The organism is Comamonas endophytica (assembly GCF_023634805.2).
Taxonomy (GTDB): domain Bacteria; phylum Pseudomonadota; class Gammaproteobacteria; order Burkholderiales; family Burkholderiaceae_C; genus Comamonas; species Comamonas endophytica.
Genome location: NZ_CP106881.1, coordinates 1,658,345 through 1,685,331, shown reverse-complemented (window position 1 = coordinate 1,685,331; position 26,987 = coordinate 1,658,345). Strand labels below are relative to the sequence as shown.

26 protein-coding genes are annotated in these 26,987 nt (G+C 68.6%); 17 read left to right on the top strand and 9 right to left on the bottom strand.

The genetic code is table 11. The annotated features are described in order from the left end of the window. Positions 1–10 precede the first annotated feature (10 nt). Positions 11–649, bottom strand: a complete 639-nt coding sequence (locus M9799_RS07610) for an MBL fold metallo-hydrolase (RefSeq protein WP_231043036.1) — start codon at positions 647–649, stop codon at positions 11–13. Between the two features lie 211 nt (positions 650–860). Here M9799_RS07610 and M9799_RS07605 point away from each other — a divergent pair, with 211 nt between their 5' ends. Next, positions 861–1,109, top strand: a complete 249-nt coding sequence (locus tag M9799_RS07605) for a hypothetical protein (RefSeq protein WP_231043037.1) — start codon at positions 861–863, stop codon at positions 1,107–1,109. Positions 1,110–1,327: 218 nt separating this feature from the next. Then, entirely contained in the window at positions 1,328–3,706 is a 2,379-nt protein-coding gene (locus M9799_RS07600; protein ID WP_231043038.1) for a membrane-bound PQQ-dependent dehydrogenase, glucose/quinate/shikimate family, read from the top strand. Positions 3,707–3,762: 56 nt separating this feature from the next. Here M9799_RS07600 and M9799_RS07595 read toward each other — a convergent pair whose 3' ends face one another. Further along, positions 3,763–4,503: a GntR family transcriptional regulator gene (locus M9799_RS07595; protein ID WP_231043247.1), complete on the bottom strand. Its 741-nt coding sequence runs from the start codon at positions 4,501–4,503 to the stop codon at positions 3,763–3,765. 312 nt (positions 4,504–4,815) lie between these two features. On the opposite strand from M9799_RS07595, the gene M9799_RS07590 reads away from it, so the two are divergent. From M9799_RS07590 to M9799_RS07535, 12 genes are all read left to right on the top strand, one after another. Further along, positions 4,816–6,144: an aromatic ring-hydroxylating dioxygenase subunit alpha gene (locus M9799_RS07590; protein ID WP_231043039.1), complete on the top strand. Its 1,329-nt coding sequence runs from the start codon at positions 4,816–4,818 to the stop codon at positions 6,142–6,144. Between the two features lie 9 nt (positions 6,145–6,153). Next, the gene (locus tag M9799_RS07585) at positions 6,154–7,593 is read left to right on the top strand and encodes a glutamine synthetase family protein (RefSeq protein ID WP_231043040.1); all 1,440 of its coding nucleotides are present in this window, start codon (positions 6,154–6,156) and stop codon (positions 7,591–7,593) included. 10 nt (positions 7,594–7,603) lie between these two features. Continuing rightward, positions 7,604–7,927, top strand: a complete 324-nt coding sequence (locus M9799_RS07580) for a 2Fe-2S iron-sulfur cluster-binding protein (protein ID WP_231043041.1) — start codon at positions 7,604–7,606, stop codon at positions 7,925–7,927. 3 nt (positions 7,928–7,930) lie between these two features. Then, positions 7,931–9,190, top strand: a complete 1,260-nt coding sequence (locus M9799_RS07575) for an NAD(P)/FAD-dependent oxidoreductase (RefSeq protein ID WP_231043042.1) — start codon at positions 7,931–7,933, stop codon at positions 9,188–9,190. Between the two features lie 44 nt (positions 9,191–9,234). Beyond that, on the top strand, positions 9,235–10,413 hold the full coding sequence (locus M9799_RS07570) for an ABC transporter substrate-binding protein (protein WP_231043043.1): 1,179 nt from the start codon (positions 9,235–9,237) through the stop codon (positions 10,411–10,413). Positions 10,414–10,644: 231 nt separating this feature from the next. Further along, positions 10,645–11,502, top strand: a complete 858-nt coding sequence (locus M9799_RS07565) for a branched-chain amino acid ABC transporter permease (protein WP_231043044.1) — start codon at positions 10,645–10,647, stop codon at positions 11,500–11,502. A 1-nt stretch (position 11,503) separates the two neighbouring features. Next, positions 11,504–12,466: a branched-chain amino acid ABC transporter permease gene (locus M9799_RS07560; RefSeq protein WP_231043045.1), complete on the top strand. Its 963-nt coding sequence runs from the start codon at positions 11,504–11,506 to the stop codon at positions 12,464–12,466. Continuing rightward, positions 12,463–13,242 carry an ABC transporter ATP-binding protein gene (locus M9799_RS07555; protein ID WP_231043046.1) on the top strand — a complete coding sequence of 260 codons (780 nt, stop codon included), beginning with the start codon at positions 12,463–12,465 and terminating at the stop codon, positions 13,240–13,242. The genes M9799_RS07560 and M9799_RS07555 overlap by 4 nt, the downstream gene beginning before the upstream one ends. Further along, entirely contained in the window at positions 13,235–13,945 is a 711-nt protein-coding gene (locus tag M9799_RS07550) for an ABC transporter ATP-binding protein (RefSeq protein WP_231043047.1), read from the top strand. Before M9799_RS07555 ends, M9799_RS07550 begins: the two co-directional genes overlap by 8 nt. A gap of 43 nt (positions 13,946–13,988) precedes the next feature. Next, a complete protein-coding gene (locus tag M9799_RS07545) occupies positions 13,989–15,152 on the top strand; it encodes an ABC transporter substrate-binding protein (protein ID WP_231043048.1) in 1,164 nt (387 codons plus the stop codon). Then, the gene (locus M9799_RS07540; protein ID WP_231043049.1) at positions 15,149–16,552 is read left to right on the top strand and encodes an amidase family protein; all 1,404 of its coding nucleotides are present in this window, start codon (positions 15,149–15,151) and stop codon (positions 16,550–16,552) included. Before M9799_RS07545 ends, M9799_RS07540 begins: the two co-directional genes overlap by 4 nt. A 2-nt stretch (positions 16,553–16,554) precedes the next feature. Beyond that, the gene (locus M9799_RS07535) at positions 16,555–17,277 is read left to right on the top strand and encodes a type 1 glutamine amidotransferase (RefSeq protein ID WP_231043050.1); all 723 of its coding nucleotides are present in this window, start codon (positions 16,555–16,557) and stop codon (positions 17,275–17,277) included. Positions 17,278–17,287: 10 nt separating this feature from the next. On the opposite strand, the gene M9799_RS07530 is transcribed toward M9799_RS07535, so the two are convergent. Further along, the gene (locus M9799_RS07530) at positions 17,288–18,490 is read right to left on the bottom strand and encodes an MFS transporter (RefSeq protein WP_231043051.1); all 1,203 of its coding nucleotides are present in this window, start codon (positions 18,488–18,490) and stop codon (positions 17,288–17,290) included. 293 nt (positions 18,491–18,783) lie between these two features. Here M9799_RS07530 and M9799_RS07525 point away from each other — a divergent pair, with 293 nt between their 5' ends. Beyond that, the gene (locus M9799_RS07525) at positions 18,784–20,199 is read left to right on the top strand and encodes an SGNH/GDSL hydrolase family protein (protein WP_231043248.1); all 1,416 of its coding nucleotides are present in this window, start codon (positions 18,784–18,786) and stop codon (positions 20,197–20,199) included. A gap of 46 nt (positions 20,200–20,245) precedes the next feature. On the opposite strand, the gene M9799_RS07520 is transcribed toward M9799_RS07525, so the two are convergent. Then, entirely contained in the window at positions 20,246–21,049 is an 804-nt protein-coding gene (locus tag M9799_RS07520) for an exodeoxyribonuclease III (protein ID WP_231043052.1), read from the bottom strand. Between the two features lie 11 nt (positions 21,050–21,060). Here M9799_RS07520 and pyrE point away from each other — a divergent pair, with 11 nt between their 5' ends. Further along, positions 21,061–21,771 (top strand): orotate phosphoribosyltransferase, encoded by a 711-nt coding sequence (gene pyrE, locus M9799_RS07515; RefSeq protein WP_231043053.1) that lies wholly within the window; start codon positions 21,061–21,063, stop codon positions 21,769–21,771. Positions 21,772–21,779: 8 nt separating this feature from the next. Beyond that, positions 21,780–22,421, top strand: a complete 642-nt coding sequence (locus tag M9799_RS07510) for a DUF4124 domain-containing protein (protein ID WP_422688927.1) — start codon at positions 21,780–21,782, stop codon at positions 22,419–22,421. A gap of 4 nt (positions 22,422–22,425) precedes the next feature. Here M9799_RS07510 and M9799_RS07505 read toward each other — a convergent pair whose 3' ends face one another. From M9799_RS07505 to gatB, 5 genes are all read right to left on the bottom strand, one after another. Continuing rightward, a complete protein-coding gene (locus M9799_RS07505) occupies positions 22,426–22,788 on the bottom strand; it encodes a hypothetical protein (RefSeq protein WP_231043054.1) in 363 nt (120 codons plus the stop codon). An 11-nt stretch (positions 22,789–22,799) separates the two neighbouring features. Further along, on the bottom strand, positions 22,800–23,939 hold the full coding sequence (locus tag M9799_RS07500; protein ID WP_231043055.1) for a GTP pyrophosphokinase: 1,140 nt from the start codon (positions 23,937–23,939) through the stop codon (positions 22,800–22,802). Positions 23,940–24,012: 73 nt separating this feature from the next. Continuing rightward, positions 24,013–24,246, bottom strand: a complete 234-nt coding sequence (locus tag M9799_RS07495; protein WP_231043056.1) for a hypothetical protein — start codon at positions 24,244–24,246, stop codon at positions 24,013–24,015. Positions 24,247–24,346: 100 nt separating this feature from the next. Further along, positions 24,347–25,456, bottom strand: a complete 1,110-nt coding sequence (locus M9799_RS07490) for an HPP family protein (protein WP_231043057.1) — start codon at positions 25,454–25,456, stop codon at positions 24,347–24,349. A gap of 65 nt (positions 25,457–25,521) precedes the next feature. Further along, positions 25,522–26,967: an Asp-tRNA(Asn)/Glu-tRNA(Gln) amidotransferase subunit GatB gene (gatB, locus tag M9799_RS07485; protein WP_231043058.1), complete on the bottom strand. Its 1,446-nt coding sequence runs from the start codon at positions 26,965–26,967 to the stop codon at positions 25,522–25,524. Positions 26,968–26,987: the final 20 nt, after the last annotated feature.

Genomic DNA, 26,987 nt, shown 5'->3' with positions numbered 1-26,987 from the left:
CCGGCGCGGCTCAAGTCCCGCCCACATAAGGATTGCTCAACCTTTCCCTCCCCAGCGTGCTCTCCGGCCCATGCCCCGGGATGAACACCGTGCGCTCGCCCATCGGCCAGAGCTTTTCCACGATGCTGGCAATCAGCTGCTCGTGGTTCCCCTGTGGAAAGTCGGTGCGCCCGATGCTGCCCGCGAACAACACGTCGCCGACGAACACCCGCTCGATCTGCGGCGCATGGAACACGACATGGCCCGGCGTATGCCCCGGGCAGTGGCGCACATGCAGCGTTTCCTGGCCGATCTGCACGCTGTCGCCGTCATGCAGCCAGCGCGTGGGCGTGAAGCTCTGCGCGGGCGGGAAGCCGAACATCGCGCTTTGCTGCGGCAGCCCGTCGATCCAGAACTGGTCGCCCTCGTGCGGACCGATGATCGGCAGCTGGTGCGACTGCGCCAGCTCTCCCGCGCCGCCCGCGTGGTCGATATGCGCATGGGTCAGCCAGATCGCGCGCAGCGCCAGGCCCAGGCGCTGGACCTCGGCGAGGATCAGGGGCAGGTCGCCGCCGGGATCGATGACGGCTGCGTCGCGGCTTTCGCTGCACCAGACCAGCGAGCAGTTCTGCTGGAAGGCGGTAACGGGGATGGTGAGGTATTCAAGCATGGGGGCAGTGGGGTAGCGGACAGCAGAGTTTAAGAGTATGGGCACCCGGCGCAAGCGGCCGGATCGCGGCAGGCGCGCCGGCCTGTAGGCGAGGTCCCGCAGAGCGGCGGGCATCAGGCCGCTATGGAGCGGCATGCAGCAGCCGTACGTTGGAGCCAGCAGCCACCTGGAAGGAGGCTGTCACTTTTTCCCTCATCCAATGGAGCCGCAAATGACACAACAAACCACCGACCGCCATCCCCTCGACGACCTCACCTACGACTGGGTTGCCCTGATCAAGAACAAGTCGGAGGCCCTGGAGGCCTACGACCAGTACATCAAGGATGCGCAGGCGGCAGGCTCGAAGGAGTGTGCGGACTTCTTCCGCAAGGTGCATGACGCCGACAAGGCGCAGCTGGCCGAAGCCAAGCAGCACCTGCTGCTGGTGCTCCAGGGCAAGATGGGCCAAGGCAACGCCTGAGCGGTGCATCCCGGGCGCCCGGAGTCCATTGGCGACGGGCGCGCTTTTTTTCTGGAGGCGGCAGGATTCCGGTGGGCTGCGAGGGCCGGATCTGCAGGACGGCGCTGGCTAAAGCGCTTGCCCGTTGAATGGGATTGCTTGTTCCGACAATGATGTCGCCGCCTAATGAACCAGCTGCAGTTTGACAGTCAAGCTGCGCCGGCATTGAAAGGCCAGCCATGCATGCCTTGAGCCTTCTCCTTCTTGTCCTGATGGGCCTGGCGTTGGCGCTGGGCGGCGGGTACCTGCTGTACCTGGGCGGCAGCCCGTTCTATCTTTTCAGCGGCCTGGTCATGCTGGCCGTGGCCGCGGGGCTGTGGCGGCGCAGGCGCTGGGCCCTCTGGCTGTATGCCGCCTGGCTGCTGGCGCTGCTGGTCTGGTCGCTGTGGGAAGTGGGGCTGCACTGGTGGCCGCTGGCCACCCGGCTGGGCATTCCGGTGCTCATCGGCCTGCTGCTGGCGCTGCCGGCCGTGCGGCGCAATCCCCAAGGCACCGAGGGCGGGGGCCACTTTGGTCCGGCCTGGCCGGTGCTGGGCACGGCGCTGCTGTCGGCCGCGGTGGCGCTGTCCGGCATTCCACGCCCGCTGCATGAGATCGAAGGCACGCTGGCGATGGACATCGTCACTGCCGATGCCAGGCTGGGCGATGGCGCACTGCCCGAAGGCGAGTGGACGGCCTATGGCCGCACCCAGCATGGCCAGCGCTACTCGCCGCTCAAGCAGATCACTCCCGCAAACGTTCATCAGCTCGAGGTGGCTTGGCAGATCCGCACCGGCGACATGCGCGGGCCCAAAGACATCGGCGAGACCACCTACCAGGCCACGCCGCTCAAGGTGCATGGCCTGCTGTACCTGTGCACGCCGCACAGCTGGGCCATGGCGCTCGATGCCGATACCGGCAAGGAGCGCTGGCGCTTCGACCCCCAGTCCGGCCTCGAGTCCAAACGCCAGCACCAGACCTGCCGTGGCGTGGCCTACCACGGCAGTGCTGCAGCGCCCGCTGCCGCAACCACGGCCGCAGGCGCCGGGGTGCAGGCCGCAAGCCTGTGCGCCAACCGCATCTTCCTGCCCACGGCCGATGCCAAGCTCTATGCGCTCGATGCCGCCACCGGCAAGCCCTGCGCCGATTTCGGCAAGGGCGGGGCGCTGGACCTGACGCACAATATGCCGTTCAAGCAGCCCGGCTTCTACTACTCGACCTCGCCCCCGGTGGTGGCCGGCGACCGGGTCATCGTTTCCGGCGCGGTCAACGACAACTATGACGTGCGCTCCCCCTCGGGCGTCATCCGCGCGTACGACGTGCGCAGCGGCAAGCTGCTGTGGAACTGGGACTCGGGCAACCCCGAGGCCACCGCGCCCTTCGACCCGGACGATCCCGCGCAGACCTACACCGCCTCCTCGCCCAACAGCTGGTCGGTGGGCAGCGCCGACACGCAGCTGGGCCTGGCGTATTTCCCCATGGGCAACCGCACGCCGGACCAGCTGGGCATGTACCGCAATGCCGAGGAGGAGAAGTACTCGTCCTCGGTGGTGGCGCTGGACCTTGCCACGGGCCGGGCGCGCTGGGTGCGGCAGTTCGTGCACCACGACCTCTGGGACATGGACGCGCCGGCCCAGCCGGTGCTGCTGGACCTCGACCTGCCGCAGGGCCGCACGCCGGCCATCGTGGTGCCGACCAAGCAGGGCGATATCTATGTGCTGGACCGGCGCGACGGCAGCCCGCTGCATGCGGTCGGCGAACGCCCCGCGCCGCAGGGCACCGATATCCCGGGCCAGCGCGTGGCTCCGATGCAGCCCTTCTCGGCATTGAGCTTCGAGCCGTCGCCGCTGCGCGAATCCGACATGTGGGGCGCCAGCCTGGTCGACCAGATGCTGTGCCGCATCGCGTTCCGGCAGCTGCGCTACGAAGGCCGCTACACCCCGCCGTCGATGCAGGGTTCCCTGATCTATCCGGGCAACTTCGGCGTCTTCAACTGGGGCAGCGTCGCGGTCGATCCGCAGCGCCAGGTCATGTTCGGCATGCCGACCTACCTGGCCTTCGTCTCGACCCTGATGCCCAAGGCGCGCATTGCTCCCGGCCAGCAGTCCAATGTCGGCGAGCAGGGCCTGAACGAGATCGAGGGCGCCGGCTATGGCGTCAGGATGCACCCCTTCCTCTCGCCCATCGGCGTGCCCTGCCAGGTCCCGCCCTGGGGCACGGTGGCGGCGGCGGACCTGCGCAGCGGCAAGATCGCCTACCAGCGGCGCAACGGCACCATCCGCGACCTTTCGCCGCTGCCCCTGCCGATCCGCATCGGCGTGCCCGGCATTGGCGGGCCGCTGATCACGGCGGGCGGCGTGGCTTTTCTCGGCGCTGCGGTGGACAACAACTTCCGCGCCTACGACCTGGCCAGCGGCAAGGTGCTCTGGGATGTGCGCATCCCGGCCGGTGGGCAGGCCACGCCCATGAGCTACCTGAACAGCCGGGGCGAGCAGATGGTCGTGCTGGTGGCCGGCGGCCATGGCTCGGTGGGCACCAAGGCCGGGGACTATGTCATCGCGTACCAGCTGAAGCGGTGAGCCAGGCCCGGGCGCAAGCCGGCCGCTGAAGGGCGCCCTGGCGGTTGCCTGCGTTCTCAGCCGAGCCTGCGGCTGGTGTCCGTGACCAGGCGGATCGCCGGCATGACCTTGGCCGCCTGTTCGGGCCGGTCCACCGCGTATTCGAGATTGCGGCAGGCGATCTCCACATGCTCCTCGCCCAGCGCCTGGGCACGCGTGCCCTGGCCGCGCTCGATGGCCTGCACCAGGTTGTGGTGCTGGTGGTGCGCCAGCTGCATCCACTGCGTGCCTTCGGCAATGGACGACTGCATCGGCAGCATGGCGCTGGGCGCGGCAAAGGGCAGGGAGTTGATGCCCTCCATCAGCCGCAGCACCGAGGCATTGCCGCAGCCTTCGAGGATCAGGTTGTGCAGGCGCGCGTTCATGTCCACATAGAGCGCGTAGTCGTCCAGATCCATCACCACCTTCTGCACCGCGCGGTCGCCTTCGTCGAGGCAGTCCTTGAGCGCGCGCAGCAGCGAGCGCGACGCGCCCTGCTCGGCCAGCGTGCGCGCGGCGAAGCCCTCGAGCACGCCGCGCGAACGGATCGCATCGACCACTTCCTTGGCGGTATAGCCGCGCATCTGGTAGCCGCCCGAGGCGCTGGGCTCGATCAGGCCTTCATGCTCGAGCGTGGCCAACGCCAGGCGCACCGGCGTGCGCGAGGTCTGCAGGCGCTCGGCCAGCGGGATCTCCGCCAGGCGCTCTCCAGGGCCGAAGACGCCCTTGAGGATCAGGTCCCGCAACTGGATCAGCACGCGGGCTTGCTGGGATTCGATCGGGCTTTGCATGGCGTTCTCCTTGGGTGCCGAAGTGTGCCATAGGGGCGGGAGTACTCCCTTTCCTGTCTCTGTTTTTTATTGCATGCAATTTTGTGCAGTTTCGCTGGTTAACCCTGTGGGATGCATTCTTCAGGTGCCTTAAATTCGCATCCGTGCCACAAAAAGCGGCAGCGGAAGCCCCATTTCGGTGAATTTCGAAGCGTATCGGCGGGATCTTCACGCAGATATGCATGCAGCTTCCAGAGGGAAAAGCTTGCTGGCACACCTATTGCATACAGCCCGCTGCATACAGGCAGAAAGGTGAATACCGTGATCAGTGCAGAACAAAACGATTTGATGACCCGCGTTGGACCCCAGGCCCCTGCCGGCAAGCTGCTGCGCCGCTACTGGCAACCCGTGGCCCTGGTGGACGAACTCGAAGGCGAGCGGCCGGTGCGCGCCGTGCGCCTGATGGGCCAGGACTTCGTGCTTTTCCGTGACGAGAACGGCCAGCTCGGCATGCTCGACCGCGACTGCCCGCACCGCGGCGCCGACCTGGCGTACGGCCGGCTCGAGGGCGGCGGCCTGCGCTGCCCCTTCCACGGTTGGCTGTTCGACGTCAAGGGCACCTGCCTGGAGACGCCGGCCGAGCCCGTGACCAGCAAGCTGTGCTCGCGCATCCGCCAGAGCGCCTATCCCGTGGTCGAGCGCAGCGGCATCATCTTTGCCTATATCGGCCAGGGCGAGCCGCCGGCCTTTCCCGAATTCGACTGCTTCGTCGCGCCCGGCACGCATACTTTCGCCTTCAAGGGGCTGTTCGAGTGCAACTGGCTGCAGGCTCTGGAAGTCGGCATCGACCCCGCGCATGCCTCCTACCTGCACCGCTTCTTCGAGGACGAGGACACGTCCGACAGCTACGGCAAGCAGTTCCGCGGCGCCTCGGCCGACTCGCAGATGCCGATCACCCAGGTGCTGCGCGAATACGACCGTCCGACCATCGAGGTGCAGCCCGTCGATTTCGGCCTGCGCCTGACCGCGCTGCGCGAGCTCGACGACACGCAGACCCATGTGCGCGTGACGAACGTGGTGTTCCCGCAGGCCTTCGTCATTCCAATGAGCGCCGAGATGACGATCTCGCAGTGGCATGTGCCCGTCGATGACGAGAACTGCTACTGGTACGCGATCTTCACCAGCTTCACCGGCCCCGTGGACAAGCAGCAGATGCGCGACCAGCGCCTGGAGCTCTACGAGCTGCCCGACTACACCTCGCGCAAGAACAGGCGCAACAACTACGGCTACAGTGTCAGCGAGCAGCACTCGCAGACCTACACCGGCATGGGCATGGACATCAACGTGCACGACCAGTGGGCGATCGAGTCGCAGGGCCGGATCCAGGACCGCACGCGCGAGCACCTGGGCACGACCGACAAGGGCATCGTCGCGTTCCGCCGCATGCTGGTCAAAGCCATAGAGAACACGCTGGCCGGCACGGGCGAGATCCCGCTGCAGATCGACGCCGAGCAGGCACGCGCCTTCAGCGGCCCGCCCTCGATCGACGGCATCAGCGCCACGAGCGCGGCGGCCCGCTACTGCGAGGATGCCGACCTGAAGCGCCGCCAGGGCTCGGACTGGGCCAGCGCACGTCTGAAAACCAACTAAGAGGCCGCCATGGCGAGTTTTGTCGACCGTTTCGGCCTGTTCACGGCCGAACAGGAGCTTCGCGCGCGCGAAGTGGCCGAGCGCATTGCCGCCGACCAGCTCGAGCTGGTGCGCTTCGCGTTTGCCGACCAGCACGGCGTGCTGCGCGGCAAGACCCTCGTCGCCAGCGAGGCCATCTCGGCGCTGCGCTCGGGCGTGAACATGACCAGCACGCTGCTGGCCAAGGACACCGCGCACAAGACGGTGTTCCCGGTCTTCAGCGCCGGCGGCGGCTTCGACTTCGCCGGCATGCAGGGCGGGGCGGACTTCACCATGGTCGCCGACCCGGCCACCTTCCGCGTGCTGCCCTGGGCGCGCAAGACCGGCTGGCTGCTGTGCGACACCTACATGGCCGACGGCACGCCCTCGCCGCTGGGCACGCGCCAGATCCTGCAGCGCGCGGTGCGCGAGATGCAGGAGCTGGGCTATGACTTCATCGCCGGGCTGGAGGTCGAATTCCATGTGTTCCGCAGCGAAGAGAAGAACCTGGCGCTGGCGCACTCGGGCCAGCCCGGCCTGCCGCCGGGCGTGAGCCTGCTGTCGCATGGCTACCAGTACCTGACCGAGCAGCGCTACGACGGCCTGGACGACACGATGGAGCTGCTGCGCTCGACGCTGGTCGCGCTGGGCCTGCCGCTGCGCTCGCTGGAAGTCGAGATGGGGCCGAGCCAGCTCGAGCTGACCTTCGGGCCGACGGCGGGCGTGATGCCGGCCGACCTGATGATGCTGCTGCGCAGCGCCGTCAAGCAGGTCTGCGCGCGCAACGGCCTGCACGCGACCTTCATGTGCCGCCCGCGCATTCCCAATGTCTGCTCCAGCGGCTGGCACCTGCACCAGTCGCTGCAGGCGCGCGGCTCGGGAAGCAATGCCTTCATGCCCGGGCAGGAGGGCCAGGCGCTGAGCCCGCTGGGCATGCATTACCTCGGCGGCCTGCTCGAGCATGGCGCGGCCTCGACGCTGCTGGCCAGCCCGACCATCAACGGCTACCGGCGCTTTCGCGCGCATTCGCTCGCGCCCGACCGCGCCGCCTGGGGGCGCGACAACCGCGGCGCGATGCTGCGCGTGCTCGGCGGCCCGGGCGACAAGGGCAGCCGCATCGAGAACCGCGTGGGCGAGCCCACGGCCAATCCCTATCTGTACCTGGCCTCTCAGCTGTTCTCGGGCATGGACGGCATGCGCCGCCAGCTCGATCCCGGCGCCTCGGCCGACGTTCCCTACGAGACGCCGGCCGAGCGCCTGCCGCGCTCGCTGCCCGATGCGATGGCGCGGCTCAAGGCCGATGCCTACCTCTGCGAGCGGCTGGGCGAGCGCTTCGTCAACTACTACTGCCATATCAAGCAGGCGGAAATCGACCGCTTCAACCTCGAGGTCAGCGAGTGGGAACACCGCGAGTACTTCGATCTCTTCTGAACTGATTGCCATGCCAGCCATCCACTACCTGCTGCAAGACGGCAGCACCCGCACCATCGACGCGCCCCTGGGGCGCAGCGTGATGGAGGTCGCCATCCTCAACAACGTGCGCGGCATCGATGCCGAATGCGGCGGCTGCTGCTCCTGCGCGACCTGCCATGTCTACGTGGACGAAGACTTCATCGACCGGCTGCCCGCGCCCGACGAGATGGAGGAGGAACTGCTCGATGGCGTGGCCAGCGAGCGCCGCCGCGGCAGCCGCCTGAGCTGCCAGATCATGGTCGATGCCGCACTGGACGGGTTGACCGTGCAGGTGCCGGCAAGCCAGTCCTGAGCCATGACAGCCGGCCTGCTCATCATCGGCGCCTCCTACGCGGGCATGCAGCTCGCGGACGCGGCGCGCGCCAAGGGCTATACCGGGCCGATCACGCTGATCGGCGACGAAGCCGCGGCGCCGTACCAGCGCCCGCCGCTGTCCAAGGGCCTGCTGCTGGGCAAGCAGACGCCCGAGGGCCTGACGATCCGCGCGCCCGCCTATTTCGCGGAGCAGCGCATCCAGCTTCGGCTGCAGGTGCGCGCCGAAGCCATCGACCGCGTAGCGCGCCGCGTCACGCTCCACGGCGGGGAACAGCTGCCCTATGAATGGCTGGTGCTCGCCACCGGCGCGCGCAGCCGCCCGCTGCCTGTGCCGGGCGGCGACCTGCCCGGCGCATACGGGCTGCGCAGCCTCGACGATGCGCTGGCCATCGATGCGATGGCGCGCACCGCGCGGCGCGTATGCGTGATCGGCGGCGGCTTCATCGGCCTGGAGACCGCCAGCGCGCTGCGCACGCGCGGCCTCGAAGTCGACGTGGTCGAGGCCGGTGCGCAGCTGCTGGGCCGCGTCGTGCCGCCCGAGGTATCCGACTATTTCGCGCGCCTGCACACCGAGCAGGGCGTGCGGCTGCATTGCAGCGCCGTGGTCGAGGCGCTGCAGCCCGGCGCCGACGGGCGCGTGGCCGCGGTGCTGCTGGCCGACGGCCGCCGGCTGGACTGCGACGCGGTCGTGGTCGGCATCGGCGTGCTGGCCAATGACGAGCTGGCGCAGGCCGCGGGCCTGCCCTGCGCGCAGGGCGTGCTGGTCGATGCCTGCGGGCGCACGCCCGACCCGTGGATCCTCGCCGCGGGCGACTGCGCGCGCTTTCCCAACCCCTTCGGCGCCGATCCGGCGCAGCCGCTGCGCCTGGAATCGATACAGGCGGCCAACGACCTGGCGCGCGCCGCGGCCAGCGTCATTGCCGGCCGGCCCGAGCCCTACCAGGCCGTGCCCTGGTTCTGGAGCGACCAGTACGCGAGCAAGCTGCAGATCGCGGGCCTGGGCCTGCCCGGCGACCTGCGCGTGCTGCGCGGCGAGCTGGAGCAGGGCCGCTTCAGCCTGTTCCTGCTGCGCGCCGGCCGCGTCGTCTGCGTGCACAGCGTCAACCGCCCGGCCGAGCATCTGTTGGCACGGAAGTTGATTGAATCCCGGGTGCAGGCCGACGCCGCGGCGCTGGCCGATCCCGACTTCGCGCTCAAGTCGCTGCTCGAGCCCGGCCCGGCGGCTGCGCTGCCGGCGTGACGTCCTTTTTTCCGCCTTCCTCACGAACCTAGAAAGACAGACCCATGAAAGCCCCTCGTTTCCTTGCCGCGCTGTCGTTGATCGGCATGGCCTGCGCGGCCCCGGCCCTGGCCAATGACGCGGTGCGCGTCGGCATGATCGCCACCTATTCGGGGCCGTACGCGGACTACGGCCGCCAGTTCGACGCCGGCGTGGCGCTGTACCTCAAGGAAAGCGGCGGGCTGCTGGGTGGCAGGAAGGCGGAGATCATCAGGAAGGACACCGGCGGCCCCGCGCCCGATGCCAGCAAGCGCATCGCGCAGGAGCTGATCGTGCGCGACAAGGTGCAGTTCCTCACCGGCCTCGACTTCAGCCCCAACGCCTACGCGATCGCACCGCTCGTGACGCAGGCCAAGATCCCCACGCTGGTGATGAACGCCTCGTCGTCGGCCATCACCACCAGCTCGCCCTACATCGCGCGCGTGTCCTTCACGGTGCAGCAGGTGTCGGACCCGATGGCGCGCTGGATGCTGCGCAATGGCATCAACGAGGCCTACACCGTGGTTGCCGACTACGCCTCGGGCACCGACGCGCACGGCGCGTTCGAGAAGGCTTTCACCGCGGGCGGCGGCAGGATCGTCGGCAGCGTGCGCACGCCGATGAACAACCCCGACTTCTCGGCCTACGTGCAGCGCATCAAGGACGCCAAGCCCAAGGCGGTGTTCTTCTTCTTCCCCTCGGGCGTGATGCCCCCGGCCTTCCTCAAGGTCTGGAAGGAGCGCGGCATGGCCGAGGCCGGCATCCAGCTGTTCGCCACCGGCGAGGCCACCGACGACAGCTACATGGACGTGACCGGCGACGTGGCGAAGGACCTAATGACCAGCCACCACTACTCCTACGACCATGCCTCGGCCAAGAACCGCAAGTTCGTCGCCGACTTCGAGAAGGAATTCGGCACGAAGATGCGCCCGAGCTACTTCGCCGTCGCCGCCTACGACGCGATGGCGGCCATGGACCAGGCGCTGAAGAAGACCGGCGGCAACGCGGGCGGCGACGCGGTGATGGCAGCGCTCAAGGGCCTGCAGCTCGAGAGCCCGCGCGGCCCGATCGAGATCGACGCGCAGACGCGCGACATCGTGCAGACGGTCTACATCCGCAAGGCCGAGCTGAAGAACGGCAAGTGGGTCAACGTCGAGATCGACAAGGTCGAGCGCGTCAAGGACCCGGCCAAGGAATCCAAGTAATCACCGGCGCGCCTGGCGCGGTTCCGTGCTGAGTGGCCCGTCATCCTTCGACAGGCTGCCCTGCGCCAGGCTCAGGACGAACGGAATCCTCACCTATCCTTCGGCAGGCTCAGGACGAACGCAATCCCCCACCGTTCGCCCTGAGCTTGCCTACGCGGCCCGGTCGAAGGGCGTTTCACGCCACGGCGGTCAAGATGAAACCGCTGTAGCGGTTCAGTCAAAGGAGGCCCCATGGGCATCGTGCTATTTGACGGCGTGGCCTACGGCATGCTGTTGTTCCTCATCGCCGTGGGTCTGTCGATCACCCTGGGCCTGATGAATTTCGTGAACCTCGCGCACGGCGCGTTCGCCATGGCCGGCGGCTATGCGGCGGCCGTGGCGATGAACCGCTACGGCTGGAGCTTCTTTCCGGCGCTGGCGCTGAGCTTCGTCGTCGCGGCGCTGGTCGGCGGGCTGCTCGAGCTGCTGCTCTACCGGCGGCTGTACCGCTCGCATCCGCTCGACCAGGTGCTGCTGTCGATCGGGCTGGTGTTCGTGTCCATCGCTTCCTTCACCTACTTCTTCGGCCCGTCGATGCAGCCCTTCACGCTGCCGCCGCTGCTGACCGGGCAGGTGGCGCTGGCCGGCATGGAGGTCGGCCGCTACCGGCTGTTCCTCGTCGTCTGCGGCGTGGTGGTGCTGGGCGGCCTGCTGCTGCTGCTCAACAAGACGCGCTTCGGCGCCATGGTGCGCGCCGCGGTGGACAACCAGCGCGTGGCGCGCGGCACGGGCATCCCGGTGCAGCGGCTGTTCTTCGCCACCTTCGTGCTCGGCTGCGGCCTGGCCGGGCTGGGCGGCGCGCTGAGCCTGGGCATGCTCGGGCTCGAGCCGACCTTTCCGCTCAAGTACCTGGTGCTGTTCCTGATCGTGGTCTGCGTCGGCGGCGCGGGCACGGTGGTCGGGCCGTTCGTCGCGGCCCTGGTGGTGGGAGTGGTCGACGTGGCGGGCAAGTACTACCTGCCCGAAGCCGGCGCCTTCCTGATCTACGTCTTCATGGTCGTGACGCTGCTGCTGCGCCCGCATGGCCTGATTCCGCGCAAGGGCCTCTGACATGCATCCCATCTCCCTTTCCCCGCGCCGGCTGCCACTGGCCGAAGCCGCGTTCTGGCTGCTGCTGGCCAGCGGCTATTTCCTGCTGCCCGAGCATCTGACGCTGCTGAGCCAGATCCTGATCATGGGGCTGTTCGCGGTGTCGCTCGACATGGCGCTGGGCTACGCCGGCATCCTCACCGTGGGCCATGCGGCCTTCTTCGGCATGGGGGCCTACGCGGCCGGCCTCTGGGCCAAGCATGCCTGGGCCGAGCCGTTCTCGGGCCTGCTGCTGGCGCTGCTGGTGTGCGCCGCGCTCGGCTACCTGCTGAGCTATCTGGTGGTGCGCGGCGCCGATCTCACGCGGCTGATGATCACCATCGGCGTGTGCATGCTGCTGAGCGAGCTGGCCAACCGACTGGTCCACATCACCGGCGGTACCGACGGCCTGCAGGGCATCGCGATGGCGCCGGTGTTCGGACTGTTCGAGTTCGATCTGTATGGCAAGACCGGCTTCGTCTATACCTTCGCGATGGTGCTGCTGGTGTTCTGCGTGGCGCGGCGCATCCTGCGCTCGCCCTTCGGGCTGGCGCTGCGCGGCATCCACGACAGCAGCAAGCGGATGCAGGCGATCGGCTCGCCGGTGGCGGCGCGGCTGCGCATGGCCTACTGCTTCTCGGCGGCGATCGCCGGGCTGGCGGGCGCGCTGATGGCGCAGTCCACGCAGTTCGTCGGCATCGAGTCGCTGGGCATCAACCGCTCGGCGGAGATCCTCATCATCCTGGTGCTGGGCGGCGCGGGCCGGCTCTATGGCGGGCTGCTGGGGGCGATCGTCTACATGGTGGTGCACGACTGGTTTGCCGACCTGAATCCCGAGTACTGGATGTTCTGGATCGGCTGTTTCCTGATCGCGGTGGTGATGCTGGGCGGCGGCGGCCTGATGGGCCTGCTGGCACGCTTGGTCAAGGTGGAGAAGGCACGATGAGCAGGCCGCATTCCTCGACATTGACGACCGAAGGCCTGGGCATCCGCTTCGGCGCGTTCCAGGCCGTGGGCGATGTCTCGCTGACGCTCGAGCCCGGCGCGCGCCAGGCGCTGATCGGCCCGAACGGCGCCGGCAAGACCACGCTGATCAACCTGCTGACCGGCGTGTACCGCCCGACCAGTGGCCGCATCTACCTCGACGGCCAGGACATCACCGAGCTGCGCTGCGACCAGCGTGCGCGGCTCGGGCTGGTGCGCACCTTCCAGATCAACACGCTGTTTCCCAGCCTCACGCCGCTCGAGTCGGTGGTGCTGGCGATCTGCGAGCGCGAGGGGCTGGGCGCGTGCTGGTGGAAGCCGGTCAAGCGCCTGACGCATGTGCACGACGAGGCGCATGCGATCCTGCGCCGGCTGCGGCTCGACGCGCTGGCCGAGGTGCGCGTGGACACGCTGGCCTATGGCAAGCAGCGGCTGCTGGAGATCGCGCTGGCGATGGCCGCCAGGCCGCGCATCCTGCTGCTCGACGAACCCGCGGCCGGCGTGCCGCAGGGCGAGAGCAGCGAGCTGTTCGAGGTGGTGGCCGAGCTGCCGGCCGAGATCGGCGTGCTGTTCATCGAGCACGACATGAACCTGGTGTTCCGCTTCGCGCAGCGCATCTCGGTGCTGGTCGCGGGCCAGATGCTGATGGAAGGCACGGCCGCCGAGGTCGGGGCCGATGCGCGGGTGCGCGAGGTCTACCTGGGCAAGAGCACGCACATTGGAGGTGGTCATGGCTGAATTTCTCGCATTCGAAGGCGTGAGCGCGGGCTACGGCGAGGCCGTGGTGCTCGATCAACTGGGCTTCGCGCTGGCCGAGGGCAAGAGCCTGGCGATCCTGGGGCGCAATGGCGTGGGCAAGTCGACGCTGCTCGAGACGCTGATGGGCAACACCCGCGTCATGGCCGGGCGCGTGCTCTGGCGCGGCCGCGACATCACGCGCCTGCCCTCGCACCAGCGCGTGCATGCCGGCCTGGGCTGGGTGCCGCAGGAGCGCGAGGTGTTCCCCTCGCTCACGGTGGAGGAGAACCTCACGGTGGTGGCGCGCAAGGGCGCCTGGAACCTGCAGCGCGTGTATGCGCTGTTCCCGCGGCTCAGGGAGCGCCGCGCCAACTACGGCAACCAGCTGTCGGGCGGCGAGCAGCAGATGCTGGCCGTGGGCCGCGCGCTGATGACCAATCCGCAACTGCTGCTGCTCGACGAGCCGATGGAGGGCCTGGCGCCGATCATCGTCGAGGAGCTGGCCGAGGCCATCCGGCGGATGTGCGCGCAGGAGGGCCTGGCCTCGATCGTCGTCGAGCAGCACCCGGTACTGACGCTGGCCATGACCGACGAGGTCATCGTGCTCGAGCGCGGCAAGGTGATCCACCAGGGCACGAGCCGGGCGCTTGCCGACGACAGCGCGCTGCTCGACCGCATGCTGGGCGTGACGCTGGCCGCCTGAACCATCCCCATCCACCCACGAGCGCATTGCGCAGGAGTTCCCCATGAATCGAGTCAACCGTCGCCTGGTGATTGCCGCCGCCTGCGCCATCACCGTCCTGCAGGCCGCCCCGGCCTTGGCCCAGGAGGTTCTCAAGGTCGGCCTGGTCGCCGAGATGTCGGGCCCCTTCGCCGACTTCGGCCGGCAGATGGAGGCCGGCATCAAGCTCTACCAGAAGCAGCATGGCGACACCGTCGCCGGGCGCAAGGTCGTGGTCGTCACCAAGGATGTGGCCGGCCCCAACCCCGAGCTGGCCAAGCGCCTGGCGACCGAGCTGATCGTGCGCGAGAAGGTGCAACTGCTTGCCGGCTTCGGCTTCACGCCCAACGCGCTGTCGGTCGCGCCGCTTGCCACCCAGGCCAAGGTGCCGATGCTGGTGATGAACGCCGCCTCCTCTGGCCTCACGGCCAAGTCGCCCTACATGCTGCGCACCTCGTTTGGCTACGACCAGATCGTGCCGCCGATCGCGCAGTGGGCGCGCAAGGAGGGCGTGAAGAAGGCCTATGTGCTGGTGGCCGACTACGCGCCGGGCCACGATGCCGAGGCGGCGTTCATCCAGTCCTTCAAGGCCGCGGGCGGCGAGATCGTCGGCACGGTGCGCACGCCGGTCATGACCGTGGACTTCGCGCCCTACATCCAGCGCATCAAGGACGCGCAGCCCGATGCGCTGTTCACCTTCGTCAATGCCGGCGACGTCGCCCCGGCGCTGATGAAGGAATTCCGCGAGAAGGGCCTGCACGACGCGGGCATCCGGCTCATCGGCACGGGCGACATCGTGTTCGAGTCGGCGTTCGACGCGATCGGCGACAAGGGTCAGGGCGTGGTCACTTCCTACCCCTATTCGATGCGCCACGCATCGCCGCTGAACCAGCAGTTCGTTGCCGGCTTCCAGCAGATCGCGCCCGGGCACAGCAGCCGCCCGACCATCATGGCGGTCTCGGCCTATGACGGCATGGCCGCGCTGTACGCGGCGCTGAAGAAGACCGGCGGCAAGTCCGACGGCCCGGCGCTGATGCAGGCCTTCAAGGACCTGGCCTGGGAAAGCCCGCGCGGCCCGGTGCGCCTCGACGCGCAGACGCGCGACATCGTGCAGACGCATTACATCCGGCGCTACGAGAAGGTCGGCGCCGAGTTCGGCAATACCGAGATCGGCAAGGTCGGGCCATGAGCCTGCCGGACAGCCTGGCGGCGCTGTCCGCGCAGCAGCTGCTCGCGGGCTACCGCGCGCGCGCCTTCACGCCCGTGCAGGTGCTGCAGGACCTGCTCGCGGCCATCGGCGGCGATGCCTTCAACGCCTTCGCCTTCATCGACACCGCGGGCGCGCTGCGCGACGCGCAGGCCTCGGCCGAACGCTGGCAGCGCGGCGCGCCCCTGGGTCCGCTCGATGGCGTGCCGGTATCGATCAAGGACCTGGTCACGGTCGCGGGCTGGCCGATACGCCGCGGCAGCCAGCTGTCGCCCCCCCAGGTCTCGGCCGGGGACGCGCCCGCGGTGGCGCACCTGCGCCGCAGCGGCGCGCTGCTGCTGGGCAAGACCACCACCACGGAAATGGGCTGCGCGATCCATGCCGACGGTCCGGTGCATGGCCGCACGCTGCATCCGCTGGCGCCGGGCCGCTGCGTTGGCGGCTCGAGCTGCGGCGCCGCGGCGCAGCTGGCTGCCGGCTGGGGGCCGCTGGCGCTGGGCAGCGACGCGGGCGGATCGGTGCGCATTCCCGGCTCCTACGCGGGGCTGGCGGCGTTCAAGCCCAGCTTCGGCTGCATTCCCATGGGGCCGGCCAGCGCCTTTGCCGAATTCGCGCACCTCGGGCCAATGGCGCGCAGCGTCGGCGATATCGCGCTGGCGATGCAGGTGCTGGGCCAGCCCGATGCGCGCGATCCGGCTTCTCTTCATGCGCGCGCCGCGTCCGTGCCCGAGGAGGGCGCGGCGCTGCGCATCGGCCACTGCCTGCGCATCGGCCCCGACGCCGGGCTCGACGCGGCCATCGCAACGGCAATGCAGACGCTGCTCGCGCAGCTGAAGGGCCGCACCTGGCGCGGCCGGCAGATCGAGCTCCTGCCCATCGACCTTGGCGATTTGTGGCTGGCCGACGCACTGTGGCAGACCTGGTGCGCGCGTGTCTTCGAAGCCTGCCTGCACCTGTCGGCCGCGCAGATCGCGCAGCTGGGCCCCGACATGCAGCGCCAGCAGGCACAGGGCCAGGCGCTCACGGGGCTGCAGCTGGCCACCGCGCGGCGCACGCTGCGCGAGGGCGCGCAGCGCCTGCATGAACTGTTTGCCGGGCTCGATCTGCTGCTCACGCCATCCACGCCCGGCGCCGCTCCCGCAGCCGGCGATTTCGTGCATGACGCGCACCCCGACGCCGAGGCGCTGCGCGCCAGCGGCAACTGGCTTGCCGCCACGCCGTTCTCGCACCCGTTCAATGTGACCCAGCAGCCCGCGCTGAGCATGCCCTGGGGGCACGATGCGCAGGGCCTGCCCTTTGGCCTGCAGCTGGCGGGCCGGCGTTACGCCGATGCGCTGGTGCTGGACTTCGGCGCCGCGCTCGAGCAATGGATCAAGGAATGACGATGAAACCCGTTGGCATCTTCCAGCACACCGAGGTCGGCGCGCCCGGCAGCATTCCCGGGCTGCTGGCCGAGCTGGGCGTGCCCGCGCGCGTGCTGCGCATCGTCGACGGCGAGGCCGTGCCGCAGGACCCGCAGGCATCCTCCGGCCTGGTGTTCATGGGCGGCTACATGGCCGTGCACGACGACCTGCCGTGGATCGCGCAGGAACTGGCGCTGATCCGCCGCGCGGTGGCGCTGGGCATTCCGGTGATCGGCCACTGCCTGGGTAGCCAGCTGCTGGCCACCGCGCTGGGCGCCGAGGTCACGCGCGCCGAACGCAGCGAGATCGGCTGGTCGCGGATCGGCGTGGCGCCCGGCGCGCTGGCGCAGGAATGGTTCGGCCAGCCTGCGGGCGAGCAACTGCTGACCTTCCAGTGGCATGGCGACACCTTCGGCATTCCACCGGGCGCCGAGCGCATCGCCGGCAGCGCCCACTGCCCCAACCAGGCCTTCGTCGCCGATGGCCGGCATCTGGCCATCCAGTCGCATCTGGAGATGACGCCCGCGCTCGTGGCGCTGAGCGTCGAGCGCAACGGCGCGCAGATGGAGCGCCAGGAAGCCGCGGGCAACCCCGCCTGCAGCCCGCGCGCCGAGGTGCTCGACGACCTGGACGCGCGCACCGCCGAGATGCGCGCCACCCTCAAGCGCCTCTACGAGCGCTGGATCCAGGGCCTGCGGGCCTGAGCGCCGCGGCTCACCGCGCCGGCGGCGCCGGAATCCAGCGCGCCATCAGCGCCGCGGCGGTGAAGGCGATGGCGCCGGTCGCGCCCACGCCCAGCGGCAGCGACACCGCGGCCGCCAGCAGTGCCACCAGCGCCGGCCCGGCCGTCGAGCCGATATCGGCCATCAGGCGCCAGGCGCCCAGGAAATAGGCACGGCCGTGGCGCGGCGCATGGTCGGCGCCCAGCGTCATGATCAGCCCCGAGCCGATGCCGTTGGCGAAGCCGATCGCCATGGCGACGATCAGCAGGCTGACGAAGCCGGTGGTGAACGGCACCAGTGCCAGCGCCGTGCCCATGATAAGCATCGAGGGCAGCGCCACCCAGCGCCGGCCCTTGGTATCCATGACCTTGCCCGCGGGATAGAACAGCAGCATCTCGATGCCGCCCGCGAGGCCGTAGATCAGCGAGGCCGCGGCGGGCGCCAGCAGCAGATGGTCGGCCCACAGCGGCAGCACCGCCTGGCGCGAGGCGCGCACGGCGCTGACCAGCAGCACCGCCAGGCCCAGCGTCAGGAAGACGCGGCGATGCTCCTTGAGAATGCCAAGCCAGCTGGTGTTGACGGGTGCCTGCCCCGCGGGCAGCGCCGGCTCGGGCAGGTCGGGCACGCGCATGCCGATCAGCGAGGCGCAGACCACGCCCGCGATGCCGACCCAGAAGGCCGCGGCCATGCCGAAGGCATGCACCACCGTGGCCGCGAGGAAGGGCCCGACGAACAGCCCGATGCGCATGACCCCGCCCAGCGTCGACAGCGCGCGGGCGCGAAAGCCCACCGGCACCGCGGCCGAGAGGTAGCTCTGGCGCGCGATGTTGTAGACCGACTGCGACATGCCGACCATGAAGCAGCCCAGAGCGAACAGCTCCAGGCGGTGCGTCATCAGGCACAGCAGCATGCCGGCCGCGCTCCAGAAGCCCGCGGCGATGATCGCGCCGCGCTCGCCCCAGCGCATGGTGATGTAGGAGGCCGGAAGGTTGTTGAGCAGCGAGCCCAGGCCCAGCAGCGTGACCATCAGCGCCGCCAGCGGAATGCTCGCACCCAGATCGCGCGCCATCAGCGGGATCATCGGCAGGATCGCGCCCTCGCCGATACCGAACATCAAGGTCGGACCGAAGGCGGGCAGCGCGATGCGGCGCAGCGAGAAGGCGCTGGAATCGGGGACGTCGTCGGAGGGCGGCATGCGGCGGTGCAAGGGAAAAGGCGGGCCTGTCACCTGCCGAATCCCGATGGTAACTGCTTGCGGCCCTTGCCGCAGGGCCCGCGCCGCCCGCGTTCGCGGCCTGTGCGTAGGCGGCAGGGACCAAGACGGACCTCGGCCCGGCAGGCAAACAAGCCACAAGCCTATAAAACTGTTTGTGTCGTTTAGTAACTTATGTGTACTATTGTTACGCGTCCGAAGAATTCCACTTTGGTGGTGCGAACCCCAACGCCCTGTTGATGCGGTGCCATTGGCCACTTCCGGTCGTGTGGTCGATGCGCTGCCCTTGGAACGGAGACATCATGCGCAAGACTTACCTGGCCACCTTGCTGGCCGCATGCTTCTTGAGTGCCTGCGGTGGAGGCAGTAGTTCCACTCCCGAAACGCCCCCCGCCGTCGTACAGCCCACTCAGCCCACGGAGCCGGCCAAGCCGCGCTTTGCCCGGCAGATTTCCTTTGGCGACAGCCTGTCGGACGTGGGCACCTATGCGGTGGGCACGGTCAAGACGCTGGGCGGCGGGAAATTCACCATCAATGGCGGCGCCACCGCTGAGATCTGGGTCGAGCAGCTGGCCCGGCAGCTGAGCCTGGCAGCACCCTGCGCCGCGCAGACCGGACTGGGTGGCGATGCGCAAATGGGTTTCTCCGTGCCGGTGACGGACCATGCCGGGTGCTTTGGCTATGCCCAGGGCGGCGCCCGTGTCACCAATGACGTGGGCCCGACGCACAAGAGCACCGGCAGCCCGCTGGGTGCCCTGACCGTGCCGGTGGCGAAACAGGTTTCCCGCCATCTGGAGCGTTCGGGCGGCAAGTTCCAGGCCGACGATCTGCTGCTGGTGATGGCCGGTGGCAATGACCTGCTGTATGAGCTGCAATTGCTTCGCGCCGAGGCCGAGGCCGCAGGAGCGGCCGCGGGTCAGCGGGCCTTCGACAACAGCCTGGCCCGGGCACTGGCAACCGGCGCTCCCGATCCGGACGCTCTGGTCGCGGACATTCTTGCGGCAATGGCCTCCCAACGCGCCATTGCGGGGAGCTCGAATGAACAGGTGATCGGGACGGGTGTGGGCATCGCCATCTTCGGGACCGGGAACCTGGACTTGCTGGACATAGCTGTCGTCGCATCGATGGTGCAGCAGGCGCTTGCCGAAGGCGAGGGCGCAGGGAAGGCAGCGGTACCCGTATACATCCAGGGCAAGGTGCCCACGCTCGTGGGCGCCATGGTGAAGGCGGGCACCGAACTGGCCGCGCTGGTGAAAAACCAGATGCTTGCCAACGGCGCCCCATACGTGCTCGTCAACAACCTGCCGGACGTGGCCGGCACCCCGAGCGGCCGCGCAATGGATGCAGCGGTCCAGCCCTTGGTCAAAGCCATGGCCGAGGCCTTCAACGAGCAGCTGCGCATCGACCTGGCAAGCGAGCCCCGCGTGCTTCTGGTGGATGCGTATGCGCTGACCCAGGAGGCCGCGGCCAACCCCGCCGCATTCGGGCTGACCAACGTGACCGAGACGGCCTGCGACCTGTCGGTGGAAAAGAACCGCCTGCAGAGTTCGCTCGCCTGCAATGCGTCGAACCTGAAGCCGGGCGACGTCAGCCGCTACGCCTACGCCGATGGCGAACACCCGACGCCGTTCTTCCACAACGTGCTGACCAACCGCGTGCTGGAAGAAATGAAGAAGAAGGGCTGGCAGTAAGCCCGCCCCCGGCCCGCCAGGCACATCCTGCCGGGCCGGCGTCTTCTCAAAGCGCGTACTCGTAGCCGATGGTGATCGGCGCATGGTCCGAGAACTTCACCTCCTTGTAGATCTGCTCGGTGCGCGCGAGCTGCGCCATGGCTGGCGTGGCCAGGTGGTAGTCCAGGCGCCAGCCGACGTTCTTCGCATAGGCCTGGCCGCGGTTGCTCCACCAGGTGTAGCAATCGTCGGTGGTGTCCGGGCGCAGGCGGCGGTAGACGTCGACCAGGCCGCCCGTGGGCTCGGTGGTGTGCAGCAGCGCGCTCATCCAGGCGCGCTCCTCGGGCGTGAAGCCGCTGTTCTTCTGGTTGCTGCGCCAGTTCTTCAGGTCGATGTTCTGGTGCGCGATGTTGAGGTCGCCGCAGAGCACGAATTCGCGCTCGCCCTTCAGGCGCATCAGGTGCGCGTGCATCTCGGCCAGGAAGCGGAACTTCGCGTTCTGGCGCAGCTCGCCCGAGGAGCCGCTGGGGAAGTAGGCGCTGATGACCGACAGCTTGCGCGCGGGCGTGTCGAAGCGCGCCTCGACATAGCGGCCCTCGACGTCGAACTCGTGCGAGCCGAAGCCGCTGACCACGTCGCTGGGCGCGTGCCGGCTGTAGATGCCGACGCCCGAATAGCCTTTCTTCTCGGCGAAATGGAAGTGCCCGCGCAGCTCGGCCAGCACCTCGAAGCGCCCGGCCATATCGGCCGCCTGGGCCCTGACTTCCTGCACGCAAATACAATCCGGCGCAGTGGCCGCGATCCAGGACTCCACGCCTTTGGATGTGGCGGAGCGGATGCCGTTGAGGTTGAGGCTGGTTAATTTGAACAAGGATGGATCCAATGGTGATAGGTGACGCGCGTCAGGACGACAAGAATCTGCTGGCGCTGGAATTCGTGCGGTTTGCCGTCGACGCAGGCGTGCTGCGCTTTGGCGAATTCAAGACCAAGGCCGGGCGCATGAGCCCGTATTTCTTCAATGCGGGCCTGTTCGACGATGGCGCCAAGATGGGCCGGCTGGCCGAATTCTATGCAAAAGCCATCTTGGCAAGCGGCATCGAGTTCGACATGGTGTTCGGCCCGGCCTACAAGGGTATCCCGCTGGCCGCGACGGTCGCCGTGGAGCTCGCGCGCCAGGGCCGCAACGTGCCCTTTGCCTACAACCGCAAGGAAGCCAAGGACCATGGCGAGGGCGGCAGCCTGGTCGGTGCGCCGCTCCAGGGCCGGGTGCTGATCATCGACGACGTGATGTCGGCGGGCACGGCGGCGCGCGAATCGATCGCGCTGATCAAGGCCGCGGGCGCGACGCCGCATGCCGTGGCGATCGCGCTGGACCGCCAGGAAATGGCCACCGAGAACGGCCAGGACGTGCCGCACAGCGCGGTGCAGTATGTGCGCAACCAGCTCGGCATGCAGGTCTGCACGATCGCCAATCTCGCCGACCTGCTGGTTTATCTGGACCAAAGCATGGGCAATGCAGGACAATCCATGGAAGAACACCATGCGCGCGTGCTGGCCTACCGCCAGCGCTACGGAGTCGACGACAAGGGGTAATCCGGTACATGCAGTGGATGCCGATCATCGCGGGGGGCTGGGCACTGGCGGCCGCCGTGGTGGCGGCACCGGCCATGGCGCAGAACCCGCCCGAGGCCGGTATCTACAGCTGCACCGATGCGCAGGGCCGGCGGCTCACGGCCGACCGTCCGATCGTTGCCTGCCTGGACCGCGAGCAGCGCGTGTATGGCCGCTCGGGCGTGGAACGCGCGCGCGTCGGCCCGTCCCTCACCGATGCCGAGCGCGAGGCGCAGGCGCTGCAGCGCCGCCAGCAGCTGCAGGCCGAGCAGCGTGCGCGCGACGAACTGCGGCGCCAGCGCGCGCTGGCCTACCGCTATCCCGACCAGGCTGCGCATGATGCGGAACGCGCGGCGGCCATCGCCCAGATCGACGACCTGGCCGCGCTGGCGCAGCGCCGCGCGCAGGACCTGCGCGCCGAGCGCCGCAAGCTCGACAGCGAAATGGAGTTCTACGCCAGGGACCCGGCGCGCGCGCCGGCGGCGCTGCGCCGCCAGCTCGCGCTCAACGACGAATCGCAGGCCGAGCAGGCGCGCTATTTGGCGGCGCAGGAGCAGGAGAAGCGCCGCATCCACCAGCGCTTCGATGCCGAACTGGCGCAACTACGGCAGTTGTGGGCTCCGGCCCCCTGAGATTTCAGCCCCCGCGCCGCTGCTCGTTCCCCAGCAGGCGCAGCACCAGCTGCAGCATGAGCGCGCCGCCCCAGGCAATCGCGCCAATGAACAGGGCCAGTGAAATCAGCGTGTCCGTGCTGATCATGCGCGCCAGCGCCGCGTCGCCAAGAAAACGTCCATAGCCGGTGTAGGTGGCGTATCCCCACCAGGCCAGCGCCCCGGCGGCATACACCCATGCCCATAGCCGCGCCGTGCGCCCTTGCGGCGAACCTGCCGCCACGGCCTGCGCCCCGCGCTGCACGCGCCAGATGGCGGCCAGGGTGATGAACAGGGCGGCAAGCACCGAAGCATAGAGCCGCACCAGCGGGTATTGGGACCATTCCATGGAGCAGCCGCTCAGGAAGCGCCTTGTTCCTCGCTCAGCCATTGCTCGAATGCCTGGCGCATATCCGCCCCCAGCAGATGCTGGAAGCTGTTCCGGTCGCTCAGGTACATGCAGTGGCGGATCACCTCATAGGGGCTCATGGAATCGCCCGGGTGCAACAGCTCGAACTGCTTCTTGTAGTCCTTGACGGTGCTGATGTGCGTGCGCATGCTCTGGTTGAAGCCGGTGCGCGTGAAACCCGGACGGAAGCTGTTGATCTCCTGCGTGAAGCTGTCGACCTTGTGCGGCGTGAACTCGAAGTCGTTGAAGAAATGGTTGGCGATGCGCAGGAAGCCGAAGGCATCGAGCTGATGCCCGCGCGCGGCCGCAGGCGCGGGGGCGGGCTTGGCGCGGGCACCGTCCTCGTTGGTGGCGGCGGCGCTGGCATCCGGCGCCGGCGCGCCGGGCTGCTCCTCGGCTTCGAGCTCCTCGTAGGCATTGGGGCCCGCGGCCTCGGCCAGTTCGTGCGCCGTGGCATCGCGGATCTCGCGGAACTCGCGGTCGGCCAGCTCGAACAGCGCGGCCAGGGTGTTGATGCGGCGCTTGAGGCTGCCGGGAATCGACTTCTTGTACTTGATCTGGTGGTCCAGCACGCTCCAGGAGTCCTGGATGATGGTGCGGATCTGCACCTCGACGCGCGCGTCGGCATAGGAGGCGTACTCGGGCAGGCTGCGGCGCGCCGCGCCCAGGCGCAGGTCCAGATGCAGGCCCTTGTAGCCGAACTCGCCCTCGGTGCTCTCCAGCGACGCCGACTTGTCGGTGGTGTCGATGACCTCGAAGTGCTCGGAGAGCACCTTCTTGATCTGCCGCACCTCGTCTTCATAGAGGCAGACGATGCGCAGGCCGATCAGGTCGGTCACATGCTCCTGGATCGCATAGGGCTGCTGCGCGCTCTCCAGCTGCAGCAGGTATTTGCTCTGGAACTTGTGGATGCATTCCTCCCGGTCCTTGACGCGCGCCTCGATCTTCGACAGCTGCAGTCCGGGAATCTGCTTGAGCAGCGAACGTGCCAGCGCCGTGAAGGTCTCCTTCGCCTCCTCCAGCGAATCGATGTGCTGGTCGTAGAACTGGCGAAACAGCTTTTTTTCAAGCTTGAAATCCAAAGAGGGCATGGGAGGGAATGAGTAAGGGGCCTGGGTTAGGGGGCCGCCGGGCGCAAAAGTTCAGCCGCGCGGCAGCCGTCCATCACACCGTGCGCCAGACGGTGGCAGTGCCGCTGTCTTGCGCGGGCTCGGCGTGGATGCCCAGCACCGGCGCATGGCGCTGGAGCTGTTCCTCGAACAGGGCCACGTCCTCGTCGGAAGCGTTGCCCTGGGCGTACTCGCTGGCGATCACGGCCGCGGTGAAGGAGGAGGCGTCGAACTTCTGCACGATGTTGCGCAGCTTGTCGAGATCGATCTGGGCAGTGGCGGTGCTCATGGCAGTTCCCTTTCTGTCGTCGCAGTCAAACCTTCGCCGGCCTGGCGCGCGCCGGCCGGCCCGTAGCCATAGTGTAGCCACAGGCGCGGCAGCAAAGATGTCAGCGCAGGCGCAGCAAAGCGCGGATCACGTCGGTGCGCGTGATCAGGCCCGCCAGCCGGGTGCCGCGCAGCACCGGGATGAAGGGCACCGTGTGCTCGGCCAGCGTGCCCAGCAGCTCGCCCAGCGGCGTGGCCTCCTGCACGCACAGCTCGGGCGAGCGCATCAGCTGCCCGGCCGTGGCAGCCGGCATGCGCGGGCGCAGCAGCTGGCGCCAGCGGCTGCGGCGGTGGCCTTCCCAGAGCCAGTCGAACAGATCGGAGCGCAGCAGCAGGCCGCGCAGCTCGCCTTCGGGGCCGACCACCGGCAGGCTCTTGACCAGATGGCGGTGGAACAGGTCGGCCACGGTTTCCAGCGAATCCGTGGGCGCCACCGTCAGCAGCTTCGCCGACATGACTTCGCCGCAGGTCACGGCGGCAAAGCGCTGCTGGATGGCCTGCTCCTCGGCCGCGGCCAGCAGCTGGCCCAGGTCTTCGGGGCTGAGGTTGTAGGACTGGTCGAAGCGCGTGAGCAGCGCGGCCAGGTCCTCACCGCTCAGCGCCAGCCGGCCCGCCGCGGGGGCCCGCGCCTGCGCCGGCGGCGTGTGGCGCAGCGGGTAGTTGCGCCGCGTGGCGCGGTGGTAGACCAGGCCGGCCAGCACCAGCGCCAGGGTCAGCAGGAAAACGGTGAGCGCGAGATGCCAGCCCAGCGGCACCAGCTTGGGGGCGGCCAGCACGACCAGCAGCGCCATCGCGCCGCCGGGCGGATGCAGCGCGCGGCACAGCATCATCACGGCAATGGCGCCGCCCACGGCCAGCGCCTCGGGCCAGGGGCTGGGCAGGGCGGGCAGGGCGTTGAGCAGCGCCAGCGTCCAAAGCGCCGACAGCGTGTTGCCCATGACCGCAGGCCAGGGCTGGGCCAGCGGGCTGTTGGGCACGGCAAAGACCAGCACCGCGCTGGCGCCCAGCGGCGCAAACAGGAAGAAGTGGGCCCCGGCCTCGGTGGCCCAGACCAGCAGCCCGGCCAGCGCCAGGCCCAGGGCCGCGCCCAGCGAACTGTGCAGCAGGTCGCTGCCCGAGGGGCGCTGGGCCAGCGGGCCCCAGCTGCCCAGGAACCTTGAAAGAGATGGCATGTGAGGGCGTCCAGGCCCGCAGGCCTGGACCGGAAAACAGCGCCCGCAGCAGCAGGCGCAGGGGCTCAGACGAGCTTTGCCTTGAGCAGTTCGTTGACCTGGCCGGGATTGGCCTTGCCCTTGGACGCCTTCATCACCTGGCCGACCAGCGCGTTGAAGGCCTTGTCCTTGCCGGCGCGGTACTGCTCGACGTTGCCGGGGTTGGCGGCAATGACCTCGGCAATGATGGCTTCGAGCGCGCCGCTGTCGTTCATCTGCTTGAGGCCCTTGGCCTCGATGACCGCGTCGACTTCGCTGGCTTCGCCGCTCCACAGCGCCTCGAACACCTGGCGCGCGGCGTTGTTGCTGATGGTGCCGTCGGAGATGCGGCCGATGAGCCGGGCCAGCTGGGCGCTGTCCACCTTGGCTTCGGCAATGCCGATTTCCTCGGTGTTCAGGCGCCGCGAGATCTCGCCCATGATCCAGTTCGAGGCCAGCTTGGGCTGGCCGCAGGCCTGGGCCGTGGCCTCGAAGTAGCTGGCCATGTCCTGGCTCTGGGTCAGCGTGGTCGCGTCGTACTCGGGCAGGCCGTAGTCGGCGACGAAGCGCGCGGCGCGCTGGCGTGGCAGCTCGGGCATTGCGGCGCGCACTTCATCGACCCAGCTCTCGGCGACCACCAGCGGCGGCAGGTCCGGGTCGGGGAAGTAGCGGTAGTCGGCCGCGTCTTCCTTGGTGCGCATGGCGCGCGTCTCGCCGGTGTCGGGGTTGAACAGCACCGTGGCCTGCCGGATCTGGCGGCCGTCCTCGAGCTCCTCGATCTGCCAGCGGATCTCGTAGTCGATCGCCTGCTGCATGTTCTTGAAGCTGTTGAGGTTCTTGATCTCGCGGCGCGTGCCCAGCGGGCCGCCGGGCTTGCGCACCGAGACGTTGGCGTCGCAGCGAAAGCTCCCCTCCTGCATGTTGCCGTCGCAGATGCCGATCCAGGTCACGATCTTGTGCAGCTCGCGCGCATAGGCCACGGCCTCCTCGGAGGAGCGGATGTCGGGTTCGGTGACGATCTCCAGCAGCGGCGTGCCGGCGCGGTTCAGGTCGATGCCCGACTGGCCGATGAAGTCCTCGTGCAGCGACTTGCCCGCGTCCTCCTCGAGGTGGGCGCGCACCAGGCGCACGGTCTTCTTTTCCTCGCCCAGGAAGAACGACACCTCGCCGCCCTGCACGACGGGAATCTCGAACTGGCTGATCTGGTAGCCCTTGGGCAGGTCGGGATAGAAGTAGTTCTTGCGCGCGAAGATGCTGCGCGGCGCGATGTGCGAGCCCAGCGCCAGGCCGAGCTTGATGGCGCATTCGACGGCCTTGCGGTTCATCACCGGCAGCGTGCCGGGCAGCGCCATGTCGACGGCGCTGGCCTGGGTGTTGGGCTCGGCGCCGAAGGCGGTGGCCGCGCGGCTGAAGATCTTCGACTGGGTCGCGAGCTGGGTGTGGGTTTCGAAGCCGATGACGACTTCGTAGCCGTGGATGAGTTTGGCGGTCATGGGTAAGAGGTTCTCCCGGC

What these genes read in the sequence shown, in the direction of transcription:
- M9799_RS07610 (WP_231043036.1), bottom strand. Translation starts at nt 649, where the DNA reads ATGCTTGAATACCTCACCATCCCCGTTACCGCCTTCCAGCAGAACTGC.
- M9799_RS07605 (WP_231043037.1), top strand. Translation starts at nt 861, where the DNA reads ATGACACAACAAACCACCGACCGCCATCCCCTCGACGACCTCACCTAC.
- M9799_RS07600 (WP_231043038.1), top strand. Translation starts at nt 1,328, where the DNA reads ATGCATGCCTTGAGCCTTCTCCTTCTTGTCCTGATGGGCCTGGCGTTG.
- M9799_RS07585 (WP_231043040.1), top strand. Translation starts at nt 6,154, where the DNA reads ATGGCGAGTTTTGTCGACCGTTTCGGCCTGTTCACGGCCGAACAGGAG.
- M9799_RS07580 (WP_231043041.1), top strand. Translation starts at nt 7,604, where the DNA reads ATGCCAGCCATCCACTACCTGCTGCAAGACGGCAGCACCCGCACCATC.
- M9799_RS07575 (WP_231043042.1), top strand. Translation starts at nt 7,931, where the DNA reads ATGACAGCCGGCCTGCTCATCATCGGCGCCTCCTACGCGGGCATGCAG.
- M9799_RS07570 (WP_231043043.1), top strand. Translation starts at nt 9,235, where the DNA reads ATGAAAGCCCCTCGTTTCCTTGCCGCGCTGTCGTTGATCGGCATGGCC.
- M9799_RS07565 (WP_231043044.1), top strand. Translation starts at nt 10,645, where the DNA reads ATGGGCATCGTGCTATTTGACGGCGTGGCCTACGGCATGCTGTTGTTC.
- M9799_RS07560 (WP_231043045.1), top strand. Translation starts at nt 11,504, where the DNA reads ATGCATCCCATCTCCCTTTCCCCGCGCCGGCTGCCACTGGCCGAAGCC.
- M9799_RS07555 (WP_231043046.1), top strand. Translation starts at nt 12,463, where the DNA reads ATGAGCAGGCCGCATTCCTCGACATTGACGACCGAAGGCCTGGGCATC.
- M9799_RS07550 (WP_231043047.1), top strand. Translation starts at nt 13,235, where the DNA reads ATGGCTGAATTTCTCGCATTCGAAGGCGTGAGCGCGGGCTACGGCGAG.
- M9799_RS07545 (WP_231043048.1), top strand. Translation starts at nt 13,989, where the DNA reads ATGAATCGAGTCAACCGTCGCCTGGTGATTGCCGCCGCCTGCGCCATC.
- M9799_RS07540 (WP_231043049.1), top strand. Translation starts at nt 15,149, where the DNA reads ATGAGCCTGCCGGACAGCCTGGCGGCGCTGTCCGCGCAGCAGCTGCTC.
- M9799_RS07535 (WP_231043050.1), top strand. Translation starts at nt 16,555, where the DNA reads ATGAAACCCGTTGGCATCTTCCAGCACACCGAGGTCGGCGCGCCCGGC.
- M9799_RS07530 (WP_231043051.1), bottom strand. Translation starts at nt 18,490, where the DNA reads ATGCCGCCCTCCGACGACGTCCCCGATTCCAGCGCCTTCTCGCTGCGC.
- M9799_RS07525 (WP_231043248.1), top strand. Translation starts at nt 18,784, where the DNA reads ATGCGCTGCCCTTGGAACGGAGACATCATGCGCAAGACTTACCTGGCC.
- pyrE (WP_231043053.1), top strand. Translation starts at nt 21,061, where the DNA reads ATGGTGATAGGTGACGCGCGTCAGGACGACAAGAATCTGCTGGCGCTG.
- M9799_RS07510 (WP_422688927.1), top strand. Translation starts at nt 21,780, where the DNA reads ATGCAGTGGATGCCGATCATCGCGGGGGGCTGGGCACTGGCGGCCGCC.
- M9799_RS07505 (WP_231043054.1), bottom strand. Translation starts at nt 22,788, where the DNA reads ATGGAATGGTCCCAATACCCGCTGGTGCGGCTCTATGCTTCGGTGCTT.
- M9799_RS07500 (WP_231043055.1), bottom strand. Translation starts at nt 23,939, where the DNA reads ATGCCCTCTTTGGATTTCAAGCTTGAAAAAAAGCTGTTTCGCCAGTTC.
- M9799_RS07495 (WP_231043056.1), bottom strand. Translation starts at nt 24,246, where the DNA reads ATGAGCACCGCCACTGCCCAGATCGATCTCGACAAGCTGCGCAACATC.
- M9799_RS07490 (WP_231043057.1), bottom strand. Translation starts at nt 25,456, where the DNA reads ATGCCATCTCTTTCAAGGTTCCTGGGCAGCTGGGGCCCGCTGGCCCAG.
- gatB (WP_231043058.1), bottom strand. Translation starts at nt 26,967, where the DNA reads ATGACCGCCAAACTCATCCACGGCTACGAAGTCGTCATCGGCTTCGAA.